This window comes from Azospirillum sp. HJ39, assembly GCF_041507355.1.
Taxonomy (GTDB): Bacteria; Pseudomonadota; Alphaproteobacteria; order Azospirillales; family Azospirillaceae; genus Azospirillum; species Azospirillum thiophilum.
The window spans coordinates 1,503,708-1,525,990 of the sequence record NZ_CP167911.1; the positions used below are offsets into that span (position 1 = coordinate 1,503,708).

Genomic DNA, 22,283 nt, shown 5'->3' on the forward strand with positions numbered 1-22,283 from the left:
GTTCGAAACCCCGACCGCATGGTCGCCGCGCAAATCCTGCGGAGCCGAACCTATGTTAACTGTAACTGTCCTTAAAAAGCCCTTAAGGAACAAGTCCGGGCATTGCCCTGCCCGGACGTCCGCAAAGGCATTGCAATCATCGAAGCGACGCCATCCGAAAAGGTCAAGTTTCCGATTCGGCCGGCTGGGCAACCGGGCGCGGTTCCCCAGCAGGAACGATGCGGACGCGGCGTTCGATGACCGCCAAACCGATCTTTCCGTGCTTCAACGCCAGCGCATCATTGCCGAACAGTTCGCGCCGCCATCCCTGCATCGCCGGAATGTCGGCGGAATCATCGGCGGCCAGCGCCTCCAGATCGGCCGAGGACGCCACCAGCTTCGCCGCGACGTTGTTTTCGTCGCACTTCATCTTCAGCAGGACCCGCAGAAGTTCGACGATGGGTTGCAGTCCGGGTGGGGGTTCCTCGCGCGGTTCGACGTGGGGCAGGGCGCTGTCCGGCAGGTCGAGGCCCGCCTGCACCGCAGCCATCACGTCGGTCCCTTGCCGCCCTTCGGCGAAACCGCGGCCTAGCCCGCGGGTGCGGGCGAGGTCGTCGACGGTGGTGGGGGCGTGGGCGGCGATTTCCAGCAGCGCCTCGTCACGCAGCACGCGTGACCGCGGCTGGTCCCGGCGCTGGGCCTCGCGCTCGCGCCATGCCGCCAGTTCCTTCAGGATCGCCATGAAGCGGGGCTTGTTGGTCCGGACCTTCAGCCGCATCCAGGAACTCTCCGGATCGACCTGATATGTCTTCGGGTCGGTCAGGATCGCCATCTCCTCCTCCAGCCAGTGCGACCGGCCGGACCGCGCGAGGCGGCGCTTCAGCTTCTCGTAGGCCGGACGCAGGTGGATGACGTCGGAAAGCGCATAGGTCAACTGCCGCTCGGTCAGCGGGCGGTGCGACCAGTCGGTGAAGCGGCTGGACTTGTCGATGCGGGCGCCTGCCAGCTTGGTGACCAGGGTCTCATATCCGACGCTCTCGCCGAAGCCACAGACCATCGCCGCGACCTGGGTGTCGAACAGCGGGTGCGGAATCTGGCCGGAAAGGTGCCAGAAGATTTCCACGTCCTGGCGGGCGGCGTGGAACACCTTGAGGATCGACGCATCGTTCATCAGCGCGAACAGAGGCGTCAGGTCGATGCCTTCCGCCAGTGGGTCGATGGCGACCGCGATGTCGGGCCCGCCGATCTGGACAAGGCACAGTTGGGGCCAATAGGTCTTTTCCCGCAGGAACTCGGTATCGACCGTGATGAATTCGGCCCCTGCCAGTGACTGACAGAAGGCCTGCAGGGCGTCGGTTGTCGTGATGAGCGTCATGGTTGCTTCATACACGACCGTGCGGGCGCGTGAAAGTCCGCCGACGCACCGGCTTGCGTGTGAACGCATCGAGACGCAACGGGGGAGGCTCGGACGGCGATTTTCAACCGGGGCTTAGCGGTGTGGCCTGCCGTTTGCGGGTCAGGCTCACCGCGGCGCCGGGCCTATATGCCATGGCGGATAGCTTCACGACGACGCTCAAGACCGAATAGGTCGACGGCCGCACTTATGCCGAAATCGTCCAGGCACGGGCCTGCATCGTTTGCTTCATAGACAAGCTGTATAATCGACAGCGATTCCCCTGGCTTCGATGTCGGCGATCTTGCGTCGACGGGTGCCAGCGGGCAAAACAGACAGGTTGCTCCACGGCGAAAAGCAGGCCGAATCCGGTTATCGCGCAGCCGGATGCCGGGAAGAACGGTATAAAAACTCCCGAAACATCAGAGGCTTAGCGCGCCGTCTATCAGAGGCAGCACCGTAACCAGCGCCCCGGCAGGCTCCGGATCGGCGTTGGGTTCCCGCGGGATCAGGCAATCGGCCTGGGCATAGAGCGAGGTCAGGGCGCTGTCCTGCCGGGCGAAGGGCGTGACGGTGAGGGCACCGTCGCCGTCGGCTGCCAATGTTGCACGGAGATAGTCCTCTCGGCGGTCGTTGGCCCGCAGCCCAACGGTCAGGCGGGCGCGCAGCGGCAGCCGGTCGTCCTCCGGCGGCAGCCCCTGCAGGACACGCAGGATCGGCCGCAGGAACAGCAGTGCGGTGACACCGGTGGAAACCGGGTTGCCGGGCAGCCCGAGCAGTGGCACCGCTCCGGCCCGGCCGAACATCAGCGCCTTGCCCGGCCGCATCGCCACGGCCTGCACGTCGAGCGCGACGCCGCTTTCAGCCAGAACGTCGCGCACGAGGTCGTAGTCGCCCTGGGCGGCGCCCCCCGTGGTGACCAGTAGGTCACAGCCGGCCGCCCCCTTCGCCATGGTCGCGACGCTGTCCGCCGTATCCTTGGCGACACCCAGATTGTGGGCGAGGCCGCCCTGTGCGGCAATCAGCGCGCACAGGCCGAGCGCGTTGGTGCTGACGATCTGGCTCGGCCCGAGCGGGTCGCCGGGTAGGGCGATCTCGTCGCCGGTCGCCAGCACGGCGATCCGCGGCCGGCGATGCACCGTCAGCCAAGGCACGTTGCCGCCGGCCGCCAGCGCGATGTCGCGCGCCGTCAGGCGCCGTCCCTTCGGCAGCAGTTCCTGCCCGGCGGCGAAGTCGAAACCGGCACGGCGCACGAAACGGCCGGCGGCCACCGAGCGGCCGACCTGGACGATTGCGTCGTCGGCGTGGCAATCCTCCTGCATTACCACGGCGTCCGCACCGTCGGGCAGGGGAGCGCCGGTGAAGATGCGCACCGCTTCGCCCGCGCCGACGCTGCCGGCGAAGGCATGGCCGGCGGCGGATTCGCCGGTGCGGCGCAACGGCACCGGACGGTCGGCGGTCGCGGCGGCAATGTCGGCGGCGCGCACCGCCCAGCCGTCCATCGCTGCCGCATGGAAAGGCGGCTGGGTCAGGCGGGACACCACCGGTTCCGCCAGCACGCGCCCAAGCGCGTCGGGCAGGGCGACCGTCTCCGCCGGCAGGGGGGCGAAGGCCGACAGGATGCGGGCGCGCGCCTCTGCGACGGAGATCATGTCATCAGGCTCCGGTTGACGGCGGCGTGGTGGATATTGAGGATTTGGCAGCCCCCCATTCGCCGCTCTTGCCGCCGGCCTTGTGCAGCAGGCGCACGTCGGTGATGGTCATGCCGCGGTCCACCGCCTTGCACATGTCGTAGACGGTCAGCGCCGCGACGGTGACGGCGGTCAGCGCCTCCATCTCAACCCCGGTCTGCCCCTTCAGCTTGCAGGTGGCGGTGAGGTCGACCGCGTTGCGCGCCGGGTCGCAGGACAGGTCGACCTTGACCGAGGTCAGCATCAGCGGATGGCACAGCGGGATCAGGTCCGGCGTGCGCTTGGCGCCCATGATGCCGGCAAGCCGGGCGACCGACAGCACGTCGCCCTTCTTCACGCCGCCCTGCATGATCAGCGCCAGCGTCTCCGGCTGCATCGACACGGTGGCGGCGGCGGTTGCCGTGCGTTCGGTGTCCGCCTTGTCGGAGACATCGACCATCACCGCCTTGCCCTCGGCGTCGAAATGGGTGAAGCCGCTCATGCGACGGTCTCCGGCACGGGATGTGGAACGGGGATGTTCAAGGGCTTTTCCATGAAGACGCTGACCCCGTTCTCTTGATAGCAGGCGTAGGGGCCGCGGTCGGTGAAGCCGGCCTTGCGGTAGAGGGCGAGCGCCTCGTGCTGGTGGATGCCTGATTCGAGGAGCAGGGCGGTCAGACCTTCCGCCCGCGCCTGCTCCTCCAGCCGGGCCAGCAGCCGTTCGCCGATGCGGTGGCCACGGGCTGCCGGGTCGACGAACATCCGCTTGACCTCGCCATAGCCGGCCGGATCGATCCGCAGGGCGGCGCAGCCGGCCGGCAAGCCGTCCTTGCGGGCGACGAAGAAGCGGACATCCGGCGCTTCCAGGGAGTCGATATCCAGCAGGTGGCAGGTCTCGGCCGGGTAGAGGTCGAGCAGATAGCGGTCGAGCGCGGCGACCAGGGCGATCACGGCGTCCTGGCGTGGGCTTTCCGCGGCGATGACGATGTCCGGCACCTCTCGCACTCCTCCATTCACGCCAGGCGGGTCAGGCCGCTGCCAGCAGCGCGCGGGTCGCCGCCGTGACGTCGGCCTGCCGCATCAGCGATTCGCCGACCAGGAAACAGCGCGCCCCGACCTTCGCCATGCGGGCGAGGTCGGCCGGGCCGTAGAGTCCGCTTTCCGCCACCAGCATGCGGTCTGCCGGCACGTTGGCCGCCAATTCCTCCGTCGTTGCGATGTCGACGGCCAGGGTCTTGAGGTTGCGGTTGTTGATGCCGAGAAGCGGCGTCCTCAGCAGCAGCGCCCGCTCCAGTTCGGTGCGGTCATGCACCTCGACCAGCACGTCCAGCCCCTGGGCGATCGCCGCATCCTCGATCTCCGCCGCCTGGGCGTCGGACAGCGAGGCCATGATGATCAGGATGCAGTCGGCCCCCAGGGCGCGGGCCTCGACGATCTGGTAGGGGTCGACCATGAAGTCCTTGCGCAGGACCGGCAGGTCGACCGCGGCGCGGGCGGCCACCAGATATTCGTCGCAGCCCTGGAAATAGGGCTCGTCGGTCAGCACGGACAGGCAGCTCGCCCCGCCATCGCGATAGGCGCGCGCGAGGGCCGGCGGATCGAAATCGGCGCGGATCAGCCCCTTGGATGGGCTGGCCTTCTTGATCTCGGCGATGAGCCCGTAGCGGCCGGCCTCGACCGCAGCGCCCAGCGCGCGGATGAAGCCGCGCGGCGGGTTGGCCTCTGTGGCGGCCTTGGCGGCGGCCTCGACCTCCGACAGCGGGCGGGCAGCCTTGCGGGAGGCCACCAGCGCGCGCTTGTCGGCATTGATGCGGGTCAGAACGTCGCTCATCAGGCCACAGCCTCGTTGGTGATTGCGACCAGCCGGCGCAGGCGGTCGCGGGCGCCGCCGCTGTCGATGGCGTCGGCGGCGAGGGCAACGCCATCCTTCAGCGTCGCGGCCCTGCCGGCCACGATCAGGGCGGCGGCGGCGTTCAGCAGCACGATGTCGCGGTAAGGGGTGCGCACCCCGTCGAACAGGGCATGGATCGCCGCAGCGTTGACCTGGGCATCGCCGCCCTTCAGATCCTCGGCCCTGGCGCGCGGCAGGCCGGCATCCTCCGGCGTCACCTCGAACACCGTGACCTCGCCGTCCTTCAACTGGGCGACGGTGGTCGGGCCGGTGGTGGTGATCTCGTCCAGCCCGTCGGAGCCATGGACGATCCAGGCGGCATCCGAGCCCAGCCGCTTCAGCACCTGGGCCAGCGGCTCCACCCACTGCCGGGAGAAGACGCCCAGCACCTGGCGCCTTGCGGTCGCAGGGTTGGCGAGCGGCCCCAGCAGGTTGAAGATGGTGCGGGTGCCCAGCTCGACCCGGGTCGGGCCGACGTTGCGCATGGCGAGATGGTGGCGCGGCGCCATCAGGAAGCCGATGCCGGCGTCCCACAAAGCCTTGCGCACCAGCGGGAAGTCGCAGTCCAGATTGACGCCGAGCGAGCCCAGCACGTCGGCGGCGCCCGATTTCGACGACATGGCGCGGTTGCCGTGCTTGGCGACCGGCACGCCGCAAGCCGACACCACCAGCGCCGCGGCGGTGGAGATGTTGTAGGTGCCGGCACCGTCGCCGCCGGTGCCGCAGGTGTCGATGGTGCCCTCGGGCGCCTCGACCGGGATCGCCTTGGCGCGCATGACGCGGGCGGCGCCGGCGATCTCGTCCACCGTCTCCCCACGCACGCGCAGCGCCATCAGGAAGCCACCCATCTGCGACGGGGTGGCGTTGCCGGACATGATGATGTCGAAGGCGAAGCCGGCCTCGGCCTCGGTCAGGGCGGCGCCGGTGGCGACCTTGCCCAGGATGGCCTTCATGTCGTTGAGGTCGCCGCTCATGCCGCCGCACTCTCCATGCGCGGACCGGTCAGGTCCAGGAAGTTGCGGAGAATCTGGTGACCGTGCTCGCTCTCGATGCTTTCGGGGTGGAACTGGACGCCGTGGATCGGCAGCTCGCGGTGGGCCAGCGCCATGATCAGACCGTCGGCGGTCTCGCCGGTCACCTCCAGGCAGGCGGGCAGGGTCGAGCGCTCGACGATCAGCGAATGGTAGCGGGTGGCGCGGAACGGGCTGGGCAGGCCGGCCAGCACGCCGCGGCCGTCATGACGGATATCGTCGACCTTGCCGTGCATCGGGACCGGCGCGCGGATCACCCGGCCGCCGAAGGCCTGGCCGATCGACTGATGGCCCAGGCACACGCCCATCAGTGGCAGCCGGGCCTTGGCGGCGGCGTCGATGAGGGGCAGGCAGATGCCGGCGCGGTCTGGATCGCAGGGGCCGGGCGACAGCACGATTCCATCGGGGCGCAGGGCCAGCGCCTCGTCCACCGACAGGGCGTCGTTGCGGCGAACCTGCACGTCGGCGCCAAGCTCGCCCAGGTAATGGACGAGATTGTAGGTAAAGCTGTCGTAATTGTCGATGAGCAGCAGCATGCGCCTTCCGCCTTCCACCTTCGGCCATATCGTCGTATCGCGCCCGATCCGGTTGGACCCGGACCGGGGCGGGGCCGTTCCGGCCCTGTTCCAACGACGGACACCCTAGCCGCTGAGGGGGCGGATTTCCAGCCTCCGCGCATGGCGCAGGATCGACAGCGGCACCGGGGGGATGATTGGGTCAGCGGCAATCGAGCCGGGGCGGCGTCTTCGGCTCCTCCAGGACGGCGCCGCGAATGTCGGTTTCCAGCGTCAGGGTACAACGGCGGATACTGCGCGGCAGGTCGGCGGCCAGCGTCGCCTGGGTGTCGCGGTAGCGGCAGACCACGAAGACGGTTTCGCGCCGCGGCCCGGCGAACTCCCAGACCTGGAGCAGGCTGCGCCCGCGCCGCACCTCCCGGTCGGGCGCAAGGGTGGCGGGAGCGGCGGACGCCATCTGGGCGGCGCGGTCGCCCTCCACAATGGAGACACCGGCAAAGCCGTGGCTGTCGCGCCCCGGGTACGGCGACCAGCCGCCGGGGGCGTCGGGCTGCGCCTGCACGGTCAGGCTCGCCGGGCAGTCCAGTCCTGCGGCCGAGACCGGAGTCGCGGCGGCAGCCAGCAGGAGCGCGGCGGTGACAAGAATGGGACGCATCGGACGGACTCCGGGGAGAAGGGCTTGGCCGGGGCAGGAGCCGGGCAGGGAATCCTGCGTCCGGCCGCTATGGTCTTGTGCCGTTTGGGCGATTGCGGATGCCGGGGCGGGGTGCCACTGTGCGGCGCCCCGGTCGCAGGATGGACATCGTCACCATGGCCCGCAAGGCGCCTTCGAAGGCCCGCAAGTCTCCGCTCCCGCCCTTTCTGTCCAACCCCTTCGTCCTGGCGCTGGCCGCTGTCGCCGCGGTGTTCGCCGTGGCGATGGGGGTGGCGACTCTGACCGGCGGCCGGTCGGGCGGCGAGCGCGCCCAAACGGCGCCGGTGCAGCAGGCCGCCGTACAGCCACCGCCGCTGCCGGCGGTCAAGGCCGAACCGCCGGCCGGCGCCAAGCCTGCCGCCGTCCAGCAGGCGGCAGAGGGAGCGGCAGAGGGACCGGAGCAGGCCATGCCGGAGAAGCCAGCCCAGCAGGCCGCCGAACCGCGCCCGCCGGTCACTACGGTTGCGATGCTGCCGCCTCCCAGCCCGCCGGCACTGCCGACGGTGCAGTCCCCGCCGGGCAACGCCGCGCTGTGGCGCCGGAACGCCTTGCCGACCGAGGTGCCGCCGGGCAGGCCGATGATCGCCATCGTCATCGACGACATGGGGCTGGACCGGAAGCGGTCGACGCGGATGGCTGCGTTGCGCGGCCCGCTGACCCTGTCCTGGCTGCCCTATGCCCGCGAGTTGCCGACACAGGCCAGATCCGCCCGCGCCAACGGGCACGAGCTGATGCTGCACATGCCGATGGAGCCCAGTGTCAAGGCCGATCCCGGCCCTGATGCCCTGCTGGTGTCGTTGGACAAGGGCGAGGTCATCAGACGTTTCCGCGCCGCGCTGGACAGCTTCGACGGCTATGTCGGGGTAAACAACCACATGGGCAGCCGCTTCACCGCCGACCGCGCGGCACTGGCCCCGGTGCTGGCCGAGCTGCACCGCCGCGGCCTGCTGTGGCTGGACAGCCGGACCACGCCCAACAGCGCCGGCATCGGCCTTGCGCGGGAATTGAAGATGCCCTGGGTCGGCCGGGACATCTTCCTCGACAATGTCGAGACGGTGGCGGCGGTGAAGGCGCAACTGGCGAAGGCGGAGCAGACGGCGAGGCACCAGGGCTATGCCGTCGCCATCGGCCATCCGCACGATGCGACAATCGACGCTCTGGCATCCTGGCTGCCGGAGGTGCAAAAGCGTGGCTTCGTACTTGTCCCGGTCAGCGCCGTGGTGCGGACACACCATGCCGGTGGCTGACCCGGAGCCGATGGAGCTTTGACGATGGCCGATGCGTACAAGGTGGATGGGATGACCTGCGGCGGCTGTGCCCGCTCGGTCTCGAACGCGATCACCAAGGCGGCGCCCGATGCCGCCGTCACCGTGGACCTCGCCACCGGCACCGTGCTGGTCGAGGGCGGCATCCCGGCCGATACCGTGCGGGAGGCCGTCGAGGCTGCCGGCTTCGATTTCGGCGGGCCGGCGGCGTAGAGCCGCGCCGCTTGCCCTGCCCTGGGTGCGGCGCAACAAAGCCATTTTAAAATTATGGTCTTTGCGGGATAATCGGGCCGGCGCGATCCGCCCGACCGTCCAGCGAGGTCCCGATGCCGCTCTATAGCTACCGTTGCAACGCCTGCGGCCATGGGTTCGAAACCCTGGTCCGCTCCGGCGACACGCCCGTCTGCCCCTCCTGCGGCAGTGCGGGGCTGTCCCGCCAGATGTCGAACGTCGCGCCGGAGGGCAAGTCGGGCGCCGTCGTCCAGTCGGCCCGCCGGATGGCGGCCAAGGAGGGGCATTTCAGCAATTACGCGCGGTCGGAACGGCCGAAGGGGTGAAGGGAACTCCGCTGCGCCCTGCCGCCGCTTTCCCCTACCGCCGCAGGTCGCGGTCCAGGTTCGGCTCCGCCCGGTCGCCGTTCAGGCGGGCGCGGTAGACCTGTACGGCCTCCAGCACGCGCTGAACATAGTTTCGGGTTTCCGAGATCGGGATCAGCTCGATCCAGTCGACGACGTCCACCGCCTCGGTGCGGGGGTCGCCATAGGTCTGGATCCATTGGCGCACCCGGTTCGGCCCGGCATTGTAGCCGGCGATCGCCATCACCCAGGAGCCGTTGAAGCGGTCGATCAGCTCGGCCAGATAGGCGGATCCCAGCGTGATGTTGTAGCCGGGATCGGCGGTCAGCCGGGCGTTCGTGTGCTTCAGCCCCAGCTTGCCGGCGACCAGCTGCGCCGTCGCCGGCATCAGCTGCATCAGCCCGCGCGCACCGGCCGACGAGACGATGGTCGGGTTGAAGGTGCTCTCCTGCCGGATGATGCCGTGGACCAGCGCCAGTTCCGGCGCGGGCGGACGGGCGTCGATCATCGGATAGCCGGCATCGACCAGGAACACCTCGTTCTGCGCGGCATCCTTGGCGGCGGCGACAGCGAGGTCGCGACGGCCGACCTCGCTCGCCAGCCGGGCGGCCAGCACAAAGTCGGCCGGGGTCTTGGCATCGAGGCTGACGCGGCGGACGAAGCTGCCCAACCGGTCATCGGTGCTGCCGCCGATCTCCGCCAGCAGGCGGGCGACGCGCACGACCTCGCGCTTGTTGAAGGCCGCCGAATCGCCGCTCGACACGACCGGCGGCGCTGGCAGGGCGACGGCGCCGCCGGAGACATGGCGGAAGGCGAGCTGGCCATAGAAGGTGGTGGGGTAGGTCGCCGCCTTGGCGTACCAGTCGCGCGCCGGCCCGGTCTCCCCCAGCGCTTCGGCGGCCCGGCCGCACCAGTAGGCGCCGCGCGCCTTGCTGATCGGCGCGGTGACCGAGCGGTAGAGCTTGTGGAAATGCGCGAAGGCCTCCGACGGCTTGTCGAGGAAGCGCAGAGCCAGGAAGCCCGACAGGAACTCCGCATCGGCGAAGGCGCTGCCCTCGCTCATGCCGTTGGTGCTGACCAGCCGGTAGGCGAGGTTGTGGTCGCCGCGCTCCATCGCCCGGCGGGCCAGCAGATGGCGCTCCGACCACCAGGATTGCGGCCGGCCCATGTCGTTTCCGGCCTTGGCGATGATCTCCAGCGCGCCGGCATCGTCGCCGCGACGGCGCAGATAGCGGGCGCGATCGAACATCAGGCCGGGATCGTCGCGCAGGGCAGGGGTGACGCGAGATAGCGCCGCCTCGGCACCGGCGCTGTCGCCGTCCAGCGCGATGCGCGCCTCGATCAGCGTGTCGTAGGCCTCGTCGAAGAAGGGCAGCATCCGGCGCACCGGCGCCTCCTGCCTGGCCCAGAGCAGCCGGTCGATGCGGGCCTTGTGGTCCTGCTGGCGCAGATAGGGAGTGTAGCGGGCGAGGAAGGTTGCCTCCTCGTCCGCGCCGAGGGTGGCTTCGGCCCAGCGCTGGCGGATCATGACGGTCGCGCGCTCCACGCTGCCGGTGGCGATCAGCGCGTCGGCGTAGCGGACGAAGCCGTCGTTGGTCTGCGGCTGGTTCTGACGGAACCATTCCACCACGTCCGCCGGGGGCAGATCCGGCATCGCCATCTCCGCCTGTCGGCGCAGTCCCGCCATGTTCGGCCAGTCCGGATTCTCGCGGACGAAGGCGGCGATGTCGGCGAAGCTGCCGCCGCCGGGGCTGGCCAGCGCCATCCAGCGGATGACCTTGGCCGGCAGCGGGTCGCGTGCCTGCGATGCGACGCCCTGCGCCTCGGCCAGCCTATCGCCGTCGGCCAGCTTGAAGGCCTCGCGATAGATCGCGATGTCCTGGGGGCTCAGCGCGGCGGCGGCCGGAAGGGCGCCGGGAAGCGCGGCAATCAGGGCGAGGAGACCTGCGAAAACAGCGGTCCGGGCGCTCTTGCCGATGACGGCGGGGAGGGATAATGTGCGCAACTCTTTTTTCCAGCTAAGCCGACTGAGGAGGCAGCCATGTTCCACGGTTCCATCGTCGCCCTTCTGACTCCGTTCAAGGGCGGGAAAGTGGATGAGAAGGCCTTCCAGTCCTTCGTTGAGTGGCAGGTCGCCCAGGGCACCCACGGTCTGGTGCCCTGCGGCACCACCGGCGAGTCGCCGACCCTGTCCCACGAGGAACACAACCGCGTCGTGGAGCTGTGCATCGAGGCGGCCGGCGGCAAGGTCCCGGTGATGGCCGGAACCGGTTCCAACTCGACCGACGAGGCGATCGCGCTGACCCGCCATGCCAGGCAGGCGGGCGCGCAGGCGGCGCTCGTGGTCACGCCCTACTACAACAAGCCGTCCCAGGAAGGTCTGTACCAGCATTTCAAGGCGATCCATGACGCGGCGGATTTGCCGATCTTCATTTACAACATTCCTGGCCGCAGTGTCGTGGATATGTCTGTGGCGACGATGGCGCGGCTGGCGAAGCTGCCCAACATCGTCGGCGTGAAGGACGCCACCGCCGATCTGGCTCGCCCGTCCCGCCTGCTGCAGGAGACGGGCCCGGACTTCATCCAGCTGTCGGGTGAGGATGCCACGGCGCTGGCCTTCAACGCGCAGGGCGGCGTCGGCTGCATCTCCGTCACCGCCAACATCGCCCCGGCGCTGTGCTCGGCCATGCAGATCGCCTGGGCCGAGGGCGACCTCAAGGAGGCCTTCCGCCTGCGCGACGTGCTGGCCCCGCTGCACGATTCGATGTTCGTGGAGACCAGCCCGGCCCCGGTGAAGTTCGCCGCCAGCCTGCTCGGGTTGTCGACCGACGAGGTCCGCCTGCCGCTGGTCACCGCGACCGATACCGCCCGCGCCGCCGTGCGTGCGGCCATGAGCAAAGCCGGCCTGCTGTCCTGACGGATGGCGGGGCCGCAAGGAGAGAGACTTGGCGACGCGCGAGGAAGCAAAGAAGTTCGCGGCACAGAACCGCCGCGCGCGATTCGATTTCTTCATCGACGATGTCCTTGAGGCCGGCATCATGCTGACCGGCACCGAGGTGAAATCACTGCGGGGCGGCCGTGCCAGCGTGAACGAGGCCTATGCCGGCCTGAAGGGCGGGGAGCTGTTCCTGTTCAACGCGTACATCCCCGAATATCTCCAGGCCGGCCGCATCGATCAGCACGAGCCGAAGCGGCCGCGCAAGCTGCTGGTCCGCCGCCGCGAGCTGGACAAGCTCGCGGCCGGCATCAAGCAGAAGGGTGTGACGCTGATCCCGATGTCGGTCTATTTCAACGACCGTGGCATGGCCAAGGTCGAGATCGGCGTCGCCACCGGCAAGAAGAAGCACGACAAGCGCGAGAGCGAGAAGGAGCGCAGCTGGCAGCGCGACAAGGCGCGACTGATGCGCGACAAGGGCTGAAGGCAGGGGACTGAACCAAGGTGTCACGTCTGGACAACCGGGCCACCGACCGCGACTCGACCGTCGCCGCCGTGGCCGCCGAAGCCCTGTCCGAAATCCGCCCCCAGGGCCGCATCCTCGTCGCCTTCGACAGCGACGGCGCCATTGCCGAGGCCCTGCGTGACGGCGGGGCGGAGGTCGTGACATGGAACCGGCTAGCCACCGGCGGGCAGGCTGCAACGGCGTGGCCGGCAGACGGTGCCTTCGACGGCGCTGTGCTGCGGCTGCCGCGCGGCTGGTCCGGATTCGGAATGGCGCTTCACGCGCTGGCCTCGCGCCTGCCGTCCGGTGCCCCGCTGTGGATCGCCGGCGGCAACGACGAGGGCATCACCAGTGCTCCCAAGCATTTCGACGATCTGGCTGCCGAGCCGCAAACGCTGATCGTCAAGCGCCGAGCCCGCCTGCTCCAGGCCCGCCGGACCGAGGCGCCGGCACGGGGCGGGCTGGAGGATTGGCGGGAAACCGTCACCCTGACGCTGCCAGACCGGACGCTTGATCTGGTGTCCTACCCAGGCCTGTTCGCCCACGGCCATTTGGATGCCGGCACCGAATGCCTGCTCAAGGTGCTGCCGGACGTCGCGGCCGGCACCCGCGTGTTGGATTTCGGCTGCGGCGCCGGGGTGATCGCCCGCGCGGTGCGCGAGCGCCAGCCCGATGCACCGCTGACCCTGCTGGACATCGATGCGGTCGCCCTGCATGCCGCCCGCCAGAATGTGCCGGATGCCGAACTGGTGCTGAGCGACGGCCTGCCCGGACTCGGCACCCGCGAGCGCTTCGGCCTCATCCTGTCCAATCCGCCGCTCCACCGCGGCAAGGACGAGGATTTCGGCATGCTCGACGCGCTGGTTGCCGGAACCAAGCAGTATCTGAAGTTGCGCGGCACGCTGGTCGCGGTGACGCAGCGGACGGCCGGCGTCGGCAAGCTGTTCAAGACCGCCTTCGGCCACAGCGAAATGCTGATGGAAACCCCGCAATTCCAGGTCTGGGCCGGGACGCCGAAATAGTCTTTCGGCGTCCCGGCGCCTTCCAAGCGCCCGCTCAGACGTTCACCCCCTTCATTCCCTCCGCCGTATAGCGCTCGCCTGCGGCCGCCCCCGGTGGCAGGGCGTCGCCCAGCGCGTTCACTTCGTCCGCCGTCAACGTCACCGCGGCGGCGGCGACATTCTCCTCCAGATACTTGATGCGCTTGGTTCCCGGGATCGGCAGGATCTCGGGGCCCTGGGCCAGCAGCCAGGCCAGGGCGATCTGACCGGCGGTGCAGCCCTTCTGTGCGGCGAGGGTCTTCACCTGCTCGACCAGCTCCATGTTGCGGTCGAGATTGCCGTCGGCAAAACGCGGCGCGACGCGGCGGAAATCATTCTCGGCCAATTGCTCCCGGCTGGTCACCGTACCAGTGAGCATGCCACGTCCGAGCGGGGCATAGGCGACCAGCGACACCCCCAGCTCGCGACAGGCCGGCAGCACCGCGGCTTCCACGTCGCGGGTCCACAGCGAATATTCGCTCTGCACCGCGGCGATCGGATGCACGGCATGGGCGCGGCGCAGGGTGGCGGCCGACACCTCCGACAGGCCGAGCGCACGGACCTTGCCGGCCTTCACCAGATCGGCCATGGCGCCAACCGTCTCCTCGACCGGCGTGTCGGGATTCAGGCGATGGGCGTAATAAAGGTCTATGGTTTCGACCCCCAGCCGTTTCAGCGAGGCGTCGCAGGCCTGGGCCACATAGGCGGCGCTGGTGTCGATGCGGCGGGCATAGTCGCCGGGCCGGCGGACGATGCCGAACTTGGTGGCGACCGCCACGCGGTCGCGCTTGCCGGCCAGGAAACGGGACAGCAAAGATTCGTTGTGGCCGGCGCCATACATGTCGGCGGTATCGTAATGGGTGACGCCGAGGTCGAATGCCCGCTCCAGCGTGGCAAGCGACTGGGAATCGTCGGTCGGCCCGTAGAACTCCGACATGCCCATGCAGCCGAGCCCGATCTCACCGACGGAAAGAATGCCACCGATGTTGCGCTGTTTCATCGCTTTACCCCTCCCGTGCCGCGGCCGGGGGGATTACCCTGGGGGCCGGCGGCACGCGTTACACTACACTGTGCAGTGTATTTTGAGGGCGGGGAATGTCAACGGTTCATCCGATGCGAGGCTCGGCGAAAAGGGATGCGGTGGTGGAGGCTGCGACCCGCGCCTTCCTGACCCATGGCTACGAGGCATCGTCGATGGATGCCATCGCCGCCGATGCCGGCGTGTCGAAACGCACCGTCTACAATCATTTCCCCGGCAAGCGGGAACTGTTCCGGGCGGTGGTCGCCGGCCTGTACGAAGGTTTCAACAGCGACGGCGGCCAGACCCTGCGCCATGACCAGCCGCCGGAACAGGCGTTGCCGGCCTTCCTGCGCTCGCTGCTGGCCCATATGGGCCAGCCGGAGGTCCAGGGCCTGCTGCGACTGGTGATCGCCGAACACCAGCGCTTCCCCGAGTTGACGCAGGACTATCTCGAGGGCAAGAGCCAGACCTATTCGCTGCTCAACGCCTATATCGCCGCGCAACATGCACGCGGATCGCTCGATGCGCCAGATCCGCACATGGTGGCGGCGCAGCTGCTTGGCGGGCTGAAGGAGATGCTGTTCTGGCCGACCATGCTCGGCCTGCCGGTCACCGCCGACCCCGAACGGGTGATCGCCGATTCGGTGGCGGCGCTGGTCCGCGCCCATGGGGGTGGCCGGGTCAGCGCCCCCGCAATTCCGATGGATTGACTCCGACCGCCGCCCCGATCCGCCTGGCGAAGTGGGCGCGGTTGGCATAGCCGCAGGCTTCCGCGTCCTCCTGCACGCTCAGCTCCCTCGCGGTCCAGCAGATCGTGTGCATGGGCGACCCGTTCCTCGGTCAGGATGCGGCGGACCGAGGAGCTTTCTCCGCCAGCCGGCAGCGCAACGTGCCGGCGCCGAGGTTCAGCGCTCCGGCGACCAGCGCCGCGACCAGGGTCGCTCGGGCCTGGTGCGCAACAGTTGGCGCATTTCCGGTGAAGTCGGGGCTGCGCAGATCGAAGGCTGCCGCAGGCGCGGCAGCGGATAGTGCGGCCAGCAACCCGAACCGCTCAGCCCTGCCTGAGCAGCTTCGCCGCGTCGACCGCGCCATAGGTCAGGATGGCGTCGCAGCCGGCACGCTTGAAGCCCATCAGAGTCTCCAGCAACGCCTTGTCGTAGTTGAGCCAGCCATTGCCGGAAGCCGCGCGCAGCATCGCGTACTCGCCGGACACATGGTAGGCGAAAGTCGGTACCGCGAACGCGTCCTTCACCCGGCGGATGACGTCGAGATACGGCAGGCCGGGCTTGACCATCACGATGTCGGCCCCTTCCTGGAGGTCGCAGGCGACCTCGCGCAATGCCTCGTCGGTGTTGGCCGGGTTCATCTGGTAGGTGGTCTTGTCGCCCTTCAGGAAACCGCCGGAATTCACCGCGTCGCGGAACGGCCCGTAGAAGGCCGAGGCGTATTTGGCGGCATAGGAACAGACGCGGGTCAGTTGATAGCCCTCGGCATCCAGCATGTCGCGGATGGCGCCGATGCGGCCGTCCATCATGTCCGACGGGGCGACGATGTCGGCGCCGGCCTCCGCCTGCGACAGCGCCTGGCGGATCAGCACCTCGACGGTTTCGTCGTTCTGGATATAGCCGTCGCGCAGGATGCCGTCATGGCCATGGCTGGTGTAGGGGTCGAGCGCGACGTCTCCCAGAATGCCGACGTCGGGGGCCGCCGCCTTCACCGCGCGGATCGCGCGGTTCATCAGGTTGTCCGGCCTGTAGGCCGCCGCCGCATCCTCGGACTTGGCGTCGGAGCCGACGACCGGGAACAGCGCGACGCAGGGGATCCCGAGCGATCCGGCCTGCGACACCGCCTCGCACAGCAGATCGATGGTCAGGCGTTCGACGCCGGGCATGGAGGCGACCGGTTCCCGCCGGTTCTCGCCCTCGATCACGAAGACCGGCCAGATCAGGTCATCGACAGTCAGCGTGTTCTCGGCGACCAGGCGGCGGGTCCAGGCATCGGCGCGGTTGCGGCGCAGACGGGTGCGCGGGAAGGCGGCGGGCAGGGAGATCGGCATCGGGGAAACCATGCACTTAGAGCGAGTGGGGCGATCCTACGCCTTCCCGGATCGTGAACTCAAGCCGCCGGGTCGACCGGCGGTCCCAAAGGACCATTGCGGCAGCCTCGCGGGGGCGTCATGCCCTGTCGACCGGGCCGCCTCCCCGCAGGCCGCTTTCCTGGCCGGCTCCGACCACCGGGCGGAAGCCGGTGTCCTGCGCCTGGAGGGTCCAGCGCTGGCCATGCTTACGGTAGGAGGACGTCAGCCCGCCCATGAAGGCGGCTCCCTCCCACGACCGCACCTCGAACGTCACGTCCGGATGGGCGACGGTGATCAGGTTGTAAGCGTTCGCCTCGTTGCGCAGGCGGGTGGAGGTGGCGGTGGAGGCCTGGGCGACCAGGATCGAGCGGGCGATCTGGGTATGGAAGCTCATGATGTCGCCCGAATAGGCCTTGTGCAGATGGCCGGCCAGCAGCAGGTCGATGCCGCAGCTTTCCAGTGCCGGCAGGGCCAGCTTGTGGCGGCCGACCAGACGTGTTCCGGGCAGGTCGGGTGGCGGCAGGAAGGGATGGTGGGTGAACAGCACCTTGAACATGGTGTCCGGCATGTCGCAGAACACCTCGCGCACCCGCTCGATCTGGCGGCGGTTCATCCGGCCTTCGGAGAAATCCATGATGACCGGGCGCGCGGTGTTGATGCCCAGCACGGCCATTTCATCGTCGATGTGCAGCGGGCTGAGATCGGTGGTGATGTAGCGCCGGTAATGGCCGAACGGATTGGTGAAGCGCCGGAACACATTATAAACCGGGATGTCATGATTTCCCGGTACGACCATGTAGGGAAAGGGTAATTTCTCCAGGAAGGCACTCGCCTCCTTGAAATGGCGCGGCTTCGCCCGCTGGACGAGATCGCCGGAAATGACGATCAGGTCGGGCGCCTGGGCCGTGAGGTCGGCAAGCAGCCCGTCGACGACGCGATGATCGATCCGCCCGAAATGCAGGTCGGAGATATGAGCGAGCCGTTTCACGCCGTCTTCATCCTCTTTCTCAGCCTGGAGCCAGAACCTTCAGGGCACCCGGGCGAATCCGATAGTGGAGCGGAGCCTCCAGCTTCCGGATCTCGCCGTCGTTGACCATCTTCAGGTGATGGCGGCGGCTGTGGACGGTCAGGCTGGTGACCGCATAGGTGTCCAACGCCTCGTCCTGTTTCCAGGAACCGGCGATCAGCCGTCCCATCAACCGCAACATCGCCAAGGCGTTCCGCTCGCGGGCGACATAGACTCCCAGTTTCCCCGCATCCAGCGCCTGACGGGTCAGGACCAGCCCGAACCCGTCGTCGTAGACGTTGTTCGACACGACCAGGATCGGCGTCCGCATGCGCTTCGGTCCATCGCCCCAGTCCAGCCGGACATCGAGCATCGGCAGCCGGTACAGCGTCTTCGCCAGCGCCAGGGCGGCGCCCGGCCATTTCAGCAGGCGGTGTTGCCGGCGCTGGCGTTCGCGTTCCTGCACCACCGCCGGATAGAAGCCGAGTATCGAACTGTTGGTGTATGGCTCGCCATTCACCTCGGCGATGTCGATGGCGCGAACCTGGCCGGCGGCCAGCGCTTCGGCAGCGGCCTCCAGCTCAAGAGGAATATGAAGATCGCGGGCCAAGAGATTGAGAGTACCGAGAGGAATCACGCCAAGCGTCTTGCCGGTCGGCAGTGCCAGCTTCACCGCGCTGTGCAGCGTGCCGTCGCCACCGCCGACCACAACTGTCTCGGCATCGGAGTCCAGAACCTTGCGGATCGTCTGGGTGCATTCGGTGCCCTCGACCGCATGCAGGTCCACCGTCGCGCCATGCTTCTCGAAGGCCTTGCGGATCGCCGCCTCCGCCCCCTCGATCGGGCGGCCGACCAGCGACCCAGCCTGTCGGTTCAGGATGATCCCGACTTTCATGGCTCACCGCGGAAAATCTGGTGCGGCAGGAGGGAAATCGGCATTGGGATCGGGCCTTCCATAGGGCTGTTTCGCAAAGCTGGTCGCCAACAGATGTGAGCGTGGGCGCAACGGTCCAAGGGGTGAGATGTTCCCAATCCGCGCCACGCCCGCGAACGGGAACATCCGGAGCCGTATGGCCGGTTTGACAGAAGCGCCCACTCCCGTATCATCGTTGCCGGCCGATCTTCCGCCGTCCGATGCATCGCAGAGGTGAAGGACCCGGCCTGCCACCGCCCGATACCCACCGATAACCGAGAAAATACAATACGATGAGCGACGTCGCTGAGATTCTGTTCGAACGCCGGGGCGCCATCGGCCTCGTCACGCTCAACCGGCCGAAGGCGCTGAACGCGCTGACTCTCGGCATGATCCGGCTGTTCGATCCGCAGCTGCGGGCCTGGGACGCCGATCCCGAGGTCAAGGCCGTCGTGATCCGCGGCGCAGGGGAGAAGGCGTTCTGTGCCGGCGGCGACGTCGTCAGTCTGTACGAGGCCGGCAAGGCCGCCAAGGAGGGCCGGGGCGACAGCGTGCCCGTGCGCGCCTTCTTCAGCGAGGAATATGTGCTGAACCGTCTGATCAAGCGGCTGTCCAAGCCCTATGTCGCGTTGATCGACGGCATCTCCATGGGCGGCGGCGTCGGCCTGTCGGTGCATGGCACCCACCGCATCGTCACCGAGCGGACGCTGTTCGCCATGCCGGAAACCGGGATCGGCCTGTATCCGGACGTCGGCGGCACCTACTTCCTGCCGCGGCTGCCGGGACAGGTCGGAATCTGGCTCGGCCTGACCGGAGACCGGCTGAAGGCCGCCGACCTGATCGCCATCGGCGCGGCCGACGCCTTCGTCCCGAGCGGCAGGATCGATGCGCTGATCGACGATCTGGCGGCCGGCGTCCCGGCCGACGACGCAGTGGCGGCCCATCGCGGAGAGGCGGGCGAGACGACGGTTGCCGCGATTCGCGCCGCCGTCGACCGCTGCTATGCCTTCGATGCCATCGAACCCATCGTCAAGGCGCTGGAGGCCGAGAGCTCGGAGTGGGCCGCGGGCCAGTTGGCCACCCTGCGCCGGGTGTCGCCGACCAGCCTGAAGGTGACCCTTGCCGCGCTGCGACGCGGGGGCAAGCTGGATTTCGAGGCCTGCATGGTGCAGGAACTGCGCCTAAGCCTTGCCTGCCTTGCCGGTGACGATTTCTACGAGGGGATCCGGGCCGCCCTGGTCGACAAGGACAGGAACCCGAAATGGAAGCCGGCCGGGTTGGCCGATGTCGGCCCGTCCGACGTCGAGCGCCACTTCGCCGAGCCGGCGGGCGGCGATCTGGTCTTCCGCGACTGACGGAAACCGGTCGAAAATCGTTGGATTTCCCATCTGAATTCCCGCTTCGCCGCCAAATCCCGTCCGAACGCCGAGGTTCGGGCGGGAAGGTCGCGCAAGTCGGGGCAGAACAATGGGTTGTGCCGGACTTTTTCCGGAATTATTAGGATGATTGCCGACGAATGATCGGTTAATCTCCCTTTAAGGTCCCGGTATCGTCCTTGCGCGGGGAACGGCCGGTTAGAGCCAAAGGAGACCGCGGTGCGCAAACCTTATTATGAGAGCATCCTGTTGATAGAGCGGCTGCATCGCCACTTTCTTGAGGTGCTCAAGACCGAACTGGACCGGCTTGGGATCCAGGATATCAACAACGTCCAGAGTCTTATTCTGTACAACATCGGCGAAGACGAGATGACGGTCGGCGAACTCACCGCGCGCGGCTATTATCTCGGCTCAAACGTGTCCTACAACGTCAAGAAGATGGTCGAGAACGGTTATCTCGGCCAGGAGCGCTCCCCGCACGACCGCCGCTCCGTCCGTGTCCGCCTGTCGGAAAAGGGACTGGATCTGCGCGAGAAGATCAGCGTCATGTTCGAACGTCATCTGACCGCCCTGGAAAAGGCCGGTTTCAGCGACGAGGAACTGACCAAGGCCAACGAAACGCTGCGCAAACTGGAACGCTTCTGGTCGGCGTCGCTCGACTACAGCGGCTTTCCGATGACCTCTGCGGCCTGAAACCGGCCGCACTTCCAGAAGCCCCCGCGGTTACCGGCTCCCGCGGGCGGCAAAAGGGCGCGGCTGCAAGGGCGAGAATCTCCTTCAGCTTCGCCTTACCGGTTCCGAATTCTCAATTCGAACAGCATCTTCGCGAACCCTTCGACGCGCTGGCGTGTTGATCGGTAACTGCCCCCGGGGGACCTGCCCTCCTGCGGCCGGCACATCGCAATGCAGCCTGTTGTGATGCCGGCTTGTCGTGCCGGGGCATCGCGGGGATGCGCTTGCATGTCTTACATCGTCTTGCTGATTGGGCTCGGGGTTCTGATTCTGTTGGTGGCCTGGCTGCCGATGATGCTGAAGGAACTGCCGCTGTCGCTGCCGATCATCTGTGTCGGCCTTGGATATGCGGCCTTCGCCGCCCTTCCGCTGGACAACCCCGAACCGCTGGCCTTTCCCGAAGCGACCGAGCGGCTGACCGAACTGATCGTCCTCGTCGCGCTGATGGGGGCGGGGCTCAAGCTGGACCGCCGCATCGGCTGGCGGCGTTGGATCGTCACCTGGCGGCTGCTGGCCGTCACCATGCCGCTGTCCATCCTGATGATCGCGCTGATCGGCTGGTACTGGTTGGATTTCCCGATGGCGGCATCGATCCTGCTGGGTGCGGCGCTGGCGCCGACCGATCCCGTGCTCGCCTCCGATATCCAGGTCGGCCCGCCGAAATCCGGCGAGGAGGACGAGATCCGCTTCAGCCTGACATCGGAAGCCGGACTGAACGACGGGCTCGCCTTTCCGTTCGTCCATGTGGCCATCGGGGTGGCTCTGCTGAATGGCAACCCACCCTGGACCATGCTGCTGCATTGGGCCGCCGTGGATGTGGCGTGGAAACTGGCGGCCGGTGTCGGCATGGGCTGGCTGGTCGGCAAGCTGCTGGCGTTCGTCACCTTCCGCGTGCCGAATCGGGCCAACCTGTCGCGGACGGGCGACGGTTTCGTCTCGCTCGGCATCACGCTGATCGCCTATGGGGTGACAGAACTGGCAGGCGGCTACGGCTTCGTCGCCGTGTTCGTCGCCGCACTGTCCCTGCGCGACGCGGAACGCAACAACGCGTATCACGAGCGGCTGCATGATTTCGTCGAACAGACCGAAAGGCTGCTGATGATGCTGATGCTGGTGCTGTTCGGCGGCACGCTGGCCCACGGCCTGCTCCATCCGGCGTCGTGGAGCACCGTCGGCGCTGCCCTGGCGATCCTGTTCGTGGTACGCCCGCTGGCAGGAATGGCGGGGTTGGCCGGGCTGGCGATGCCGGCGGGCGAAAAGCTGGCCATCGGCTTCTTCGGCATTCGCGGCATGGGCAGCTTCTATTACGTCGCCTATGCCCTGAACGCGGCGGAATTCGATGTGCCGAACGCCTTGTGGGCGGTGACCGGGTTGATCGTCCTGCTCTCGATTCTCGTCCACGGCATCACGGTGACGCCCGTCATGCGGCGAATCGACAGGCGCCGGCAGGCGGCGGCCCCGCTCTCCGCCCCGTCCATACACCCCCGAATGGAAAAAGCCGGCGTTTCGCCCGACCCTTGATGAAAATTGCTTGTTAAGCTGAAAATCCGCTTCGCTTACAACAGGCTGCGCCTGCATAGTGTTGGCAAGGGGCGGCGCGCACGGCCAGACGGTTTCCGATGAAACCAAATGAACGGCCGGCGCGACCGTCCCGGGATCGCCGGC

At 67.9% G+C, this 22,283-nt stretch carries 24 protein-coding genes; 10 read left to right on the forward strand and 14 right to left on the reverse strand.

The features are described from left to right. Positions 1-163: 163 nt before the first annotated feature. The 8 genes from rnd to ABMY26_RS20425 form a co-directional block, all read right to left on the reverse strand. A complete protein-coding gene (rnd, locus tag ABMY26_RS20390; protein WP_372398988.1) occupies positions 164-1,354 on the reverse strand; it encodes a ribonuclease D in 1,191 nt (396 codons plus the stop codon). Between the two features lie 440 nt (positions 1,355-1,794). Continuing rightward, a complete protein-coding gene (glp, locus tag ABMY26_RS20395; protein ID WP_372398989.1) occupies positions 1,795-3,024 on the reverse strand; it encodes a gephyrin-like molybdotransferase Glp in 1,230 nt (409 codons plus the stop codon). Positions 3,025-3,028: 4 nt separating this feature from the next. Beyond that, on the reverse strand, positions 3,029-3,544 hold the full coding sequence (moaC, locus tag ABMY26_RS20400; protein WP_372398990.1) for a cyclic pyranopterin monophosphate synthase MoaC: 516 nt from the start codon (positions 3,542-3,544) through the stop codon (positions 3,029-3,031). Then, positions 3,541-4,038, reverse strand: coding sequence for a GNAT family N-acetyltransferase (locus ABMY26_RS20405; protein WP_372398991.1), 498 nt, complete (start codon positions 4,036-4,038; stop codon positions 3,541-3,543). The genes moaC and ABMY26_RS20405 overlap by 4 nt, the downstream gene beginning before the upstream one ends. Positions 4,039-4,069: 31 nt before the next feature. Next, positions 4,070-4,873 carry an indole-3-glycerol phosphate synthase TrpC gene (gene trpC / locus ABMY26_RS20410; protein ID WP_372398992.1) on the reverse strand — a complete coding sequence of 268 codons (804 nt, stop codon included), beginning with the start codon at positions 4,871-4,873 and terminating at the stop codon, positions 4,070-4,072. After that, a complete protein-coding gene (gene trpD / locus ABMY26_RS20415) occupies positions 4,873-5,907 on the reverse strand; it encodes an anthranilate phosphoribosyltransferase (protein WP_372398993.1) in 1,035 nt (344 codons plus the stop codon). The genes trpC and trpD overlap by 1 nt, the downstream gene beginning before the upstream one ends. Further along, positions 5,904-6,500 carry an aminodeoxychorismate/anthranilate synthase component II gene (locus ABMY26_RS20420; protein WP_372398994.1) on the reverse strand — a complete coding sequence of 199 codons (597 nt, stop codon included), beginning with the start codon at positions 6,498-6,500 and terminating at the stop codon, positions 5,904-5,906. Before ABMY26_RS20420 ends, trpD begins: the two co-directional genes overlap by 4 nt. 181 nt (positions 6,501-6,681) lie before the next feature. Further along, positions 6,682-7,134, reverse strand: a complete 453-nt coding sequence (locus tag ABMY26_RS20425) for an STY0301 family protein (protein WP_372398995.1) — start codon at positions 7,132-7,134, stop codon at positions 6,682-6,684. A 140-nt stretch (positions 7,135-7,274) separates the two neighbouring features. On the opposite strand from ABMY26_RS20425, the gene ABMY26_RS20430 reads away from it, so the two are divergent. From ABMY26_RS20430 to ABMY26_RS20440, 3 genes are all read left to right on the forward strand, one after another. Continuing rightward, positions 7,275-8,420 (forward strand): divergent polysaccharide deacetylase family protein, encoded by a 1,146-nt coding sequence (locus tag ABMY26_RS20430; RefSeq protein ID WP_372398996.1) that lies wholly within the window; start codon positions 7,275-7,277, stop codon positions 8,418-8,420. Between the two features lie 24 nt (positions 8,421-8,444). Beyond that, the gene (locus tag ABMY26_RS20435; RefSeq protein WP_045580185.1) at positions 8,445-8,651 is read left to right on the forward strand and encodes a heavy-metal-associated domain-containing protein; all 207 of its coding nucleotides are present in this window, start codon (positions 8,445-8,447) and stop codon (positions 8,649-8,651) included. A gap of 113 nt (positions 8,652-8,764) precedes the next feature. After that, a complete protein-coding gene (locus tag ABMY26_RS20440; RefSeq protein WP_372398997.1) occupies positions 8,765-8,995 on the forward strand; it encodes a zinc ribbon domain-containing protein in 231 nt (76 codons plus the stop codon). A 34-nt stretch (positions 8,996-9,029) separates the two neighbouring features. Here ABMY26_RS20440 and ABMY26_RS20445 read toward each other — a convergent pair whose 3' ends face one another. Next, a complete protein-coding gene (locus ABMY26_RS20445; protein WP_372398998.1) occupies positions 9,030-11,018 on the reverse strand; it encodes a lytic transglycosylase domain-containing protein in 1,989 nt (662 codons plus the stop codon). A gap of 36 nt (positions 11,019-11,054) precedes the next feature. Between ABMY26_RS20445 and dapA the strand changes: the two genes are divergently transcribed. The 3 genes from dapA to ABMY26_RS20460 are packed head-to-tail and all read left to right on the forward strand — an operon-like array spanning position 11,055 to position 13,475. After that, positions 11,055-11,930 carry a 4-hydroxy-tetrahydrodipicolinate synthase gene (gene dapA / locus ABMY26_RS20450; protein WP_372398999.1) on the forward strand — a complete coding sequence of 292 codons (876 nt, stop codon included), beginning with the start codon at positions 11,055-11,057 and terminating at the stop codon, positions 11,928-11,930. 28 nt (positions 11,931-11,958) lie between these two features. Continuing rightward, the gene (smpB, locus tag ABMY26_RS20455) at positions 11,959-12,432 is read left to right on the forward strand and encodes an SsrA-binding protein SmpB (protein ID WP_372399000.1); all 474 of its coding nucleotides are present in this window, start codon (positions 11,959-11,961) and stop codon (positions 12,430-12,432) included. A 20-nt stretch (positions 12,433-12,452) separates the two neighbouring features. After that, complete coding sequence (locus ABMY26_RS20460) at positions 12,453-13,475, forward strand: methyltransferase (RefSeq protein WP_372399001.1); 1,023 nt, start codon at positions 12,453-12,455, stop codon at positions 13,473-13,475. Positions 13,476-13,509: 34 nt separating this feature from the next. On the opposite strand, the gene ABMY26_RS20465 is transcribed toward ABMY26_RS20460, so the two are convergent. After that, positions 13,510-14,493, reverse strand: coding sequence for an aldo/keto reductase (locus ABMY26_RS20465; RefSeq protein WP_372399002.1), 984 nt, complete (start codon positions 14,491-14,493; stop codon positions 13,510-13,512). 143 nt (positions 14,494-14,636) lie between these two features. Between ABMY26_RS20465 and ABMY26_RS20470 the strand changes: the two genes are divergently transcribed. Next, positions 14,637-15,224: a TetR/AcrR family transcriptional regulator gene (locus tag ABMY26_RS20470; protein WP_372399003.1), complete on the forward strand. Its 588-nt coding sequence runs from the start codon at positions 14,637-14,639 to the stop codon at positions 15,222-15,224. Here ABMY26_RS20470 and ABMY26_RS20475 read toward each other — a convergent pair. The 4 genes from ABMY26_RS20475 to ABMY26_RS20490 all read right to left on the reverse strand — a co-directional run bounded on the left by ABMY26_RS20475 (position 15,196) and on the right by ABMY26_RS20490 (position 18,492). Next, positions 15,196-15,336: a hypothetical protein gene (locus tag ABMY26_RS20475; protein WP_372399004.1), complete on the reverse strand. Its 141-nt coding sequence runs from the start codon at positions 15,334-15,336 to the stop codon at positions 15,196-15,198. The two genes, ABMY26_RS20470 and ABMY26_RS20475, sit on opposite strands and share 29 nt — an antisense overlap. A 229-nt stretch (positions 15,337-15,565) precedes the next feature. Then, positions 15,566-16,570: a porphobilinogen synthase gene (hemB, locus tag ABMY26_RS20480; protein ID WP_372399005.1), complete on the reverse strand. Its 1,005-nt coding sequence runs from the start codon at positions 16,568-16,570 to the stop codon at positions 15,566-15,568. Between the two features lie 118 nt (positions 16,571-16,688). Next, on the reverse strand, positions 16,689-17,579 hold the full coding sequence (locus ABMY26_RS20485; protein ID WP_372399006.1) for a metallophosphoesterase: 891 nt from the start codon (positions 17,577-17,579) through the stop codon (positions 16,689-16,691). Positions 17,580-17,598: 19 nt separating this feature from the next. Continuing rightward, on the reverse strand, positions 17,599-18,492 hold the full coding sequence (locus tag ABMY26_RS20490; protein ID WP_372399007.1) for a diacylglycerol kinase family protein: 894 nt from the start codon (positions 18,490-18,492) through the stop codon (positions 17,599-17,601). Positions 18,493-18,803: 311 nt separating this feature from the next. Here ABMY26_RS20490 and ABMY26_RS20495 point away from each other — a divergent pair, with 311 nt between their 5' ends. The 3 genes from ABMY26_RS20495 to ABMY26_RS20505 all read left to right on the forward strand — a co-directional run bounded on the left by ABMY26_RS20495 (position 18,804) and on the right by ABMY26_RS20505 (position 22,139). After that, a complete protein-coding gene (locus ABMY26_RS20495) occupies positions 18,804-19,865 on the forward strand; it encodes an enoyl-CoA hydratase/isomerase family protein (protein ID WP_372399008.1) in 1,062 nt (353 codons plus the stop codon). Positions 19,866-20,105: 240 nt separating this feature from the next. Continuing rightward, on the forward strand, positions 20,106-20,579 hold the full coding sequence (locus tag ABMY26_RS20500; RefSeq protein WP_045580172.1) for a MarR family winged helix-turn-helix transcriptional regulator: 474 nt from the start codon (positions 20,106-20,108) through the stop codon (positions 20,577-20,579). A gap of 267 nt (positions 20,580-20,846) precedes the next feature. After that, entirely contained in the window at positions 20,847-22,139 is a 1,293-nt protein-coding gene (locus ABMY26_RS20505; protein ID WP_372399009.1) for a cation:proton antiporter, read from the forward strand. Positions 22,140-22,283: the final 144 nt, after the last annotated feature.

What these genes read in the sequence shown, in the direction of transcription:
- ABMY26_RS20490 (WP_372399007.1), bottom strand. Translation starts at nt 18,492, where the DNA reads ATGAAAGTCGGGATCATCCTGAACCGACAGGCTGGGTCGCTGGTCGGC.
- ABMY26_RS20420 (WP_372398994.1), bottom strand. Translation starts at nt 6,500, where the DNA reads ATGCTGCTGCTCATCGACAATTACGACAGCTTTACCTACAATCTCGTC.
- ABMY26_RS20505 (WP_372399009.1), top strand. Translation starts at nt 20,847, where the DNA reads ATGTCTTACATCGTCTTGCTGATTGGGCTCGGGGTTCTGATTCTGTTG.
- ABMY26_RS20495 (WP_372399008.1), top strand. Translation starts at nt 18,804, where the DNA reads ATGAGCGACGTCGCTGAGATTCTGTTCGAACGCCGGGGCGCCATCGGC.
- ABMY26_RS20475 (WP_372399004.1), bottom strand. Translation starts at nt 15,336, where the DNA reads ATGCACACGATCTGCTGGACCGCGAGGGAGCTGAGCGTGCAGGAGGAC.
- ABMY26_RS20425 (WP_372398995.1), bottom strand. Translation starts at nt 7,134, where the DNA reads ATGCGTCCCATTCTTGTCACCGCCGCGCTCCTGCTGGCTGCCGCCGCG.
- dapA (WP_372398999.1), top strand. Translation starts at nt 11,055, where the DNA reads ATGTTCCACGGTTCCATCGTCGCCCTTCTGACTCCGTTCAAGGGCGGG.
- rnd (WP_372398988.1), bottom strand. Translation starts at nt 1,354, where the DNA reads ATGACGCTCATCACGACAACCGACGCCCTGCAGGCCTTCTGTCAGTCA.
- moaC (WP_372398990.1), bottom strand. Translation starts at nt 3,544, where the DNA reads ATGAGCGGCTTCACCCATTTCGACGCCGAGGGCAAGGCGGTGATGGTC.
- glp (WP_372398989.1), bottom strand. Translation starts at nt 3,024, where the DNA reads ATGATCTCCGTCGCAGAGGCGCGCGCCCGCATCCTGTCGGCCTTCGCC.
- trpC (WP_372398992.1), bottom strand. Translation starts at nt 4,873, where the DNA reads ATGAGCGACGTTCTGACCCGCATCAATGCCGACAAGCGCGCGCTGGTG.
- hemB (WP_372399005.1), bottom strand. Translation starts at nt 16,570, where the DNA reads ATGCCGATCTCCCTGCCCGCCGCCTTCCCGCGCACCCGTCTGCGCCGC.
- trpD (WP_372398993.1), bottom strand. Translation starts at nt 5,907, where the DNA reads ATGAGCGGCGACCTCAACGACATGAAGGCCATCCTGGGCAAGGTCGCC.
- ABMY26_RS20440 (WP_372398997.1), top strand. Translation starts at nt 8,765, where the DNA reads ATGCCGCTCTATAGCTACCGTTGCAACGCCTGCGGCCATGGGTTCGAA.
- ABMY26_RS20465 (WP_372399002.1), bottom strand. Translation starts at nt 14,493, where the DNA reads ATGAAACAGCGCAACATCGGTGGCATTCTTTCCGTCGGTGAGATCGGG.
- ABMY26_RS20435 (WP_045580185.1), top strand. Translation starts at nt 8,445, where the DNA reads ATGGCCGATGCGTACAAGGTGGATGGGATGACCTGCGGCGGCTGTGCC.
- ABMY26_RS20430 (WP_372398996.1), top strand. Translation starts at nt 7,275, where the DNA reads ATGGACATCGTCACCATGGCCCGCAAGGCGCCTTCGAAGGCCCGCAAG.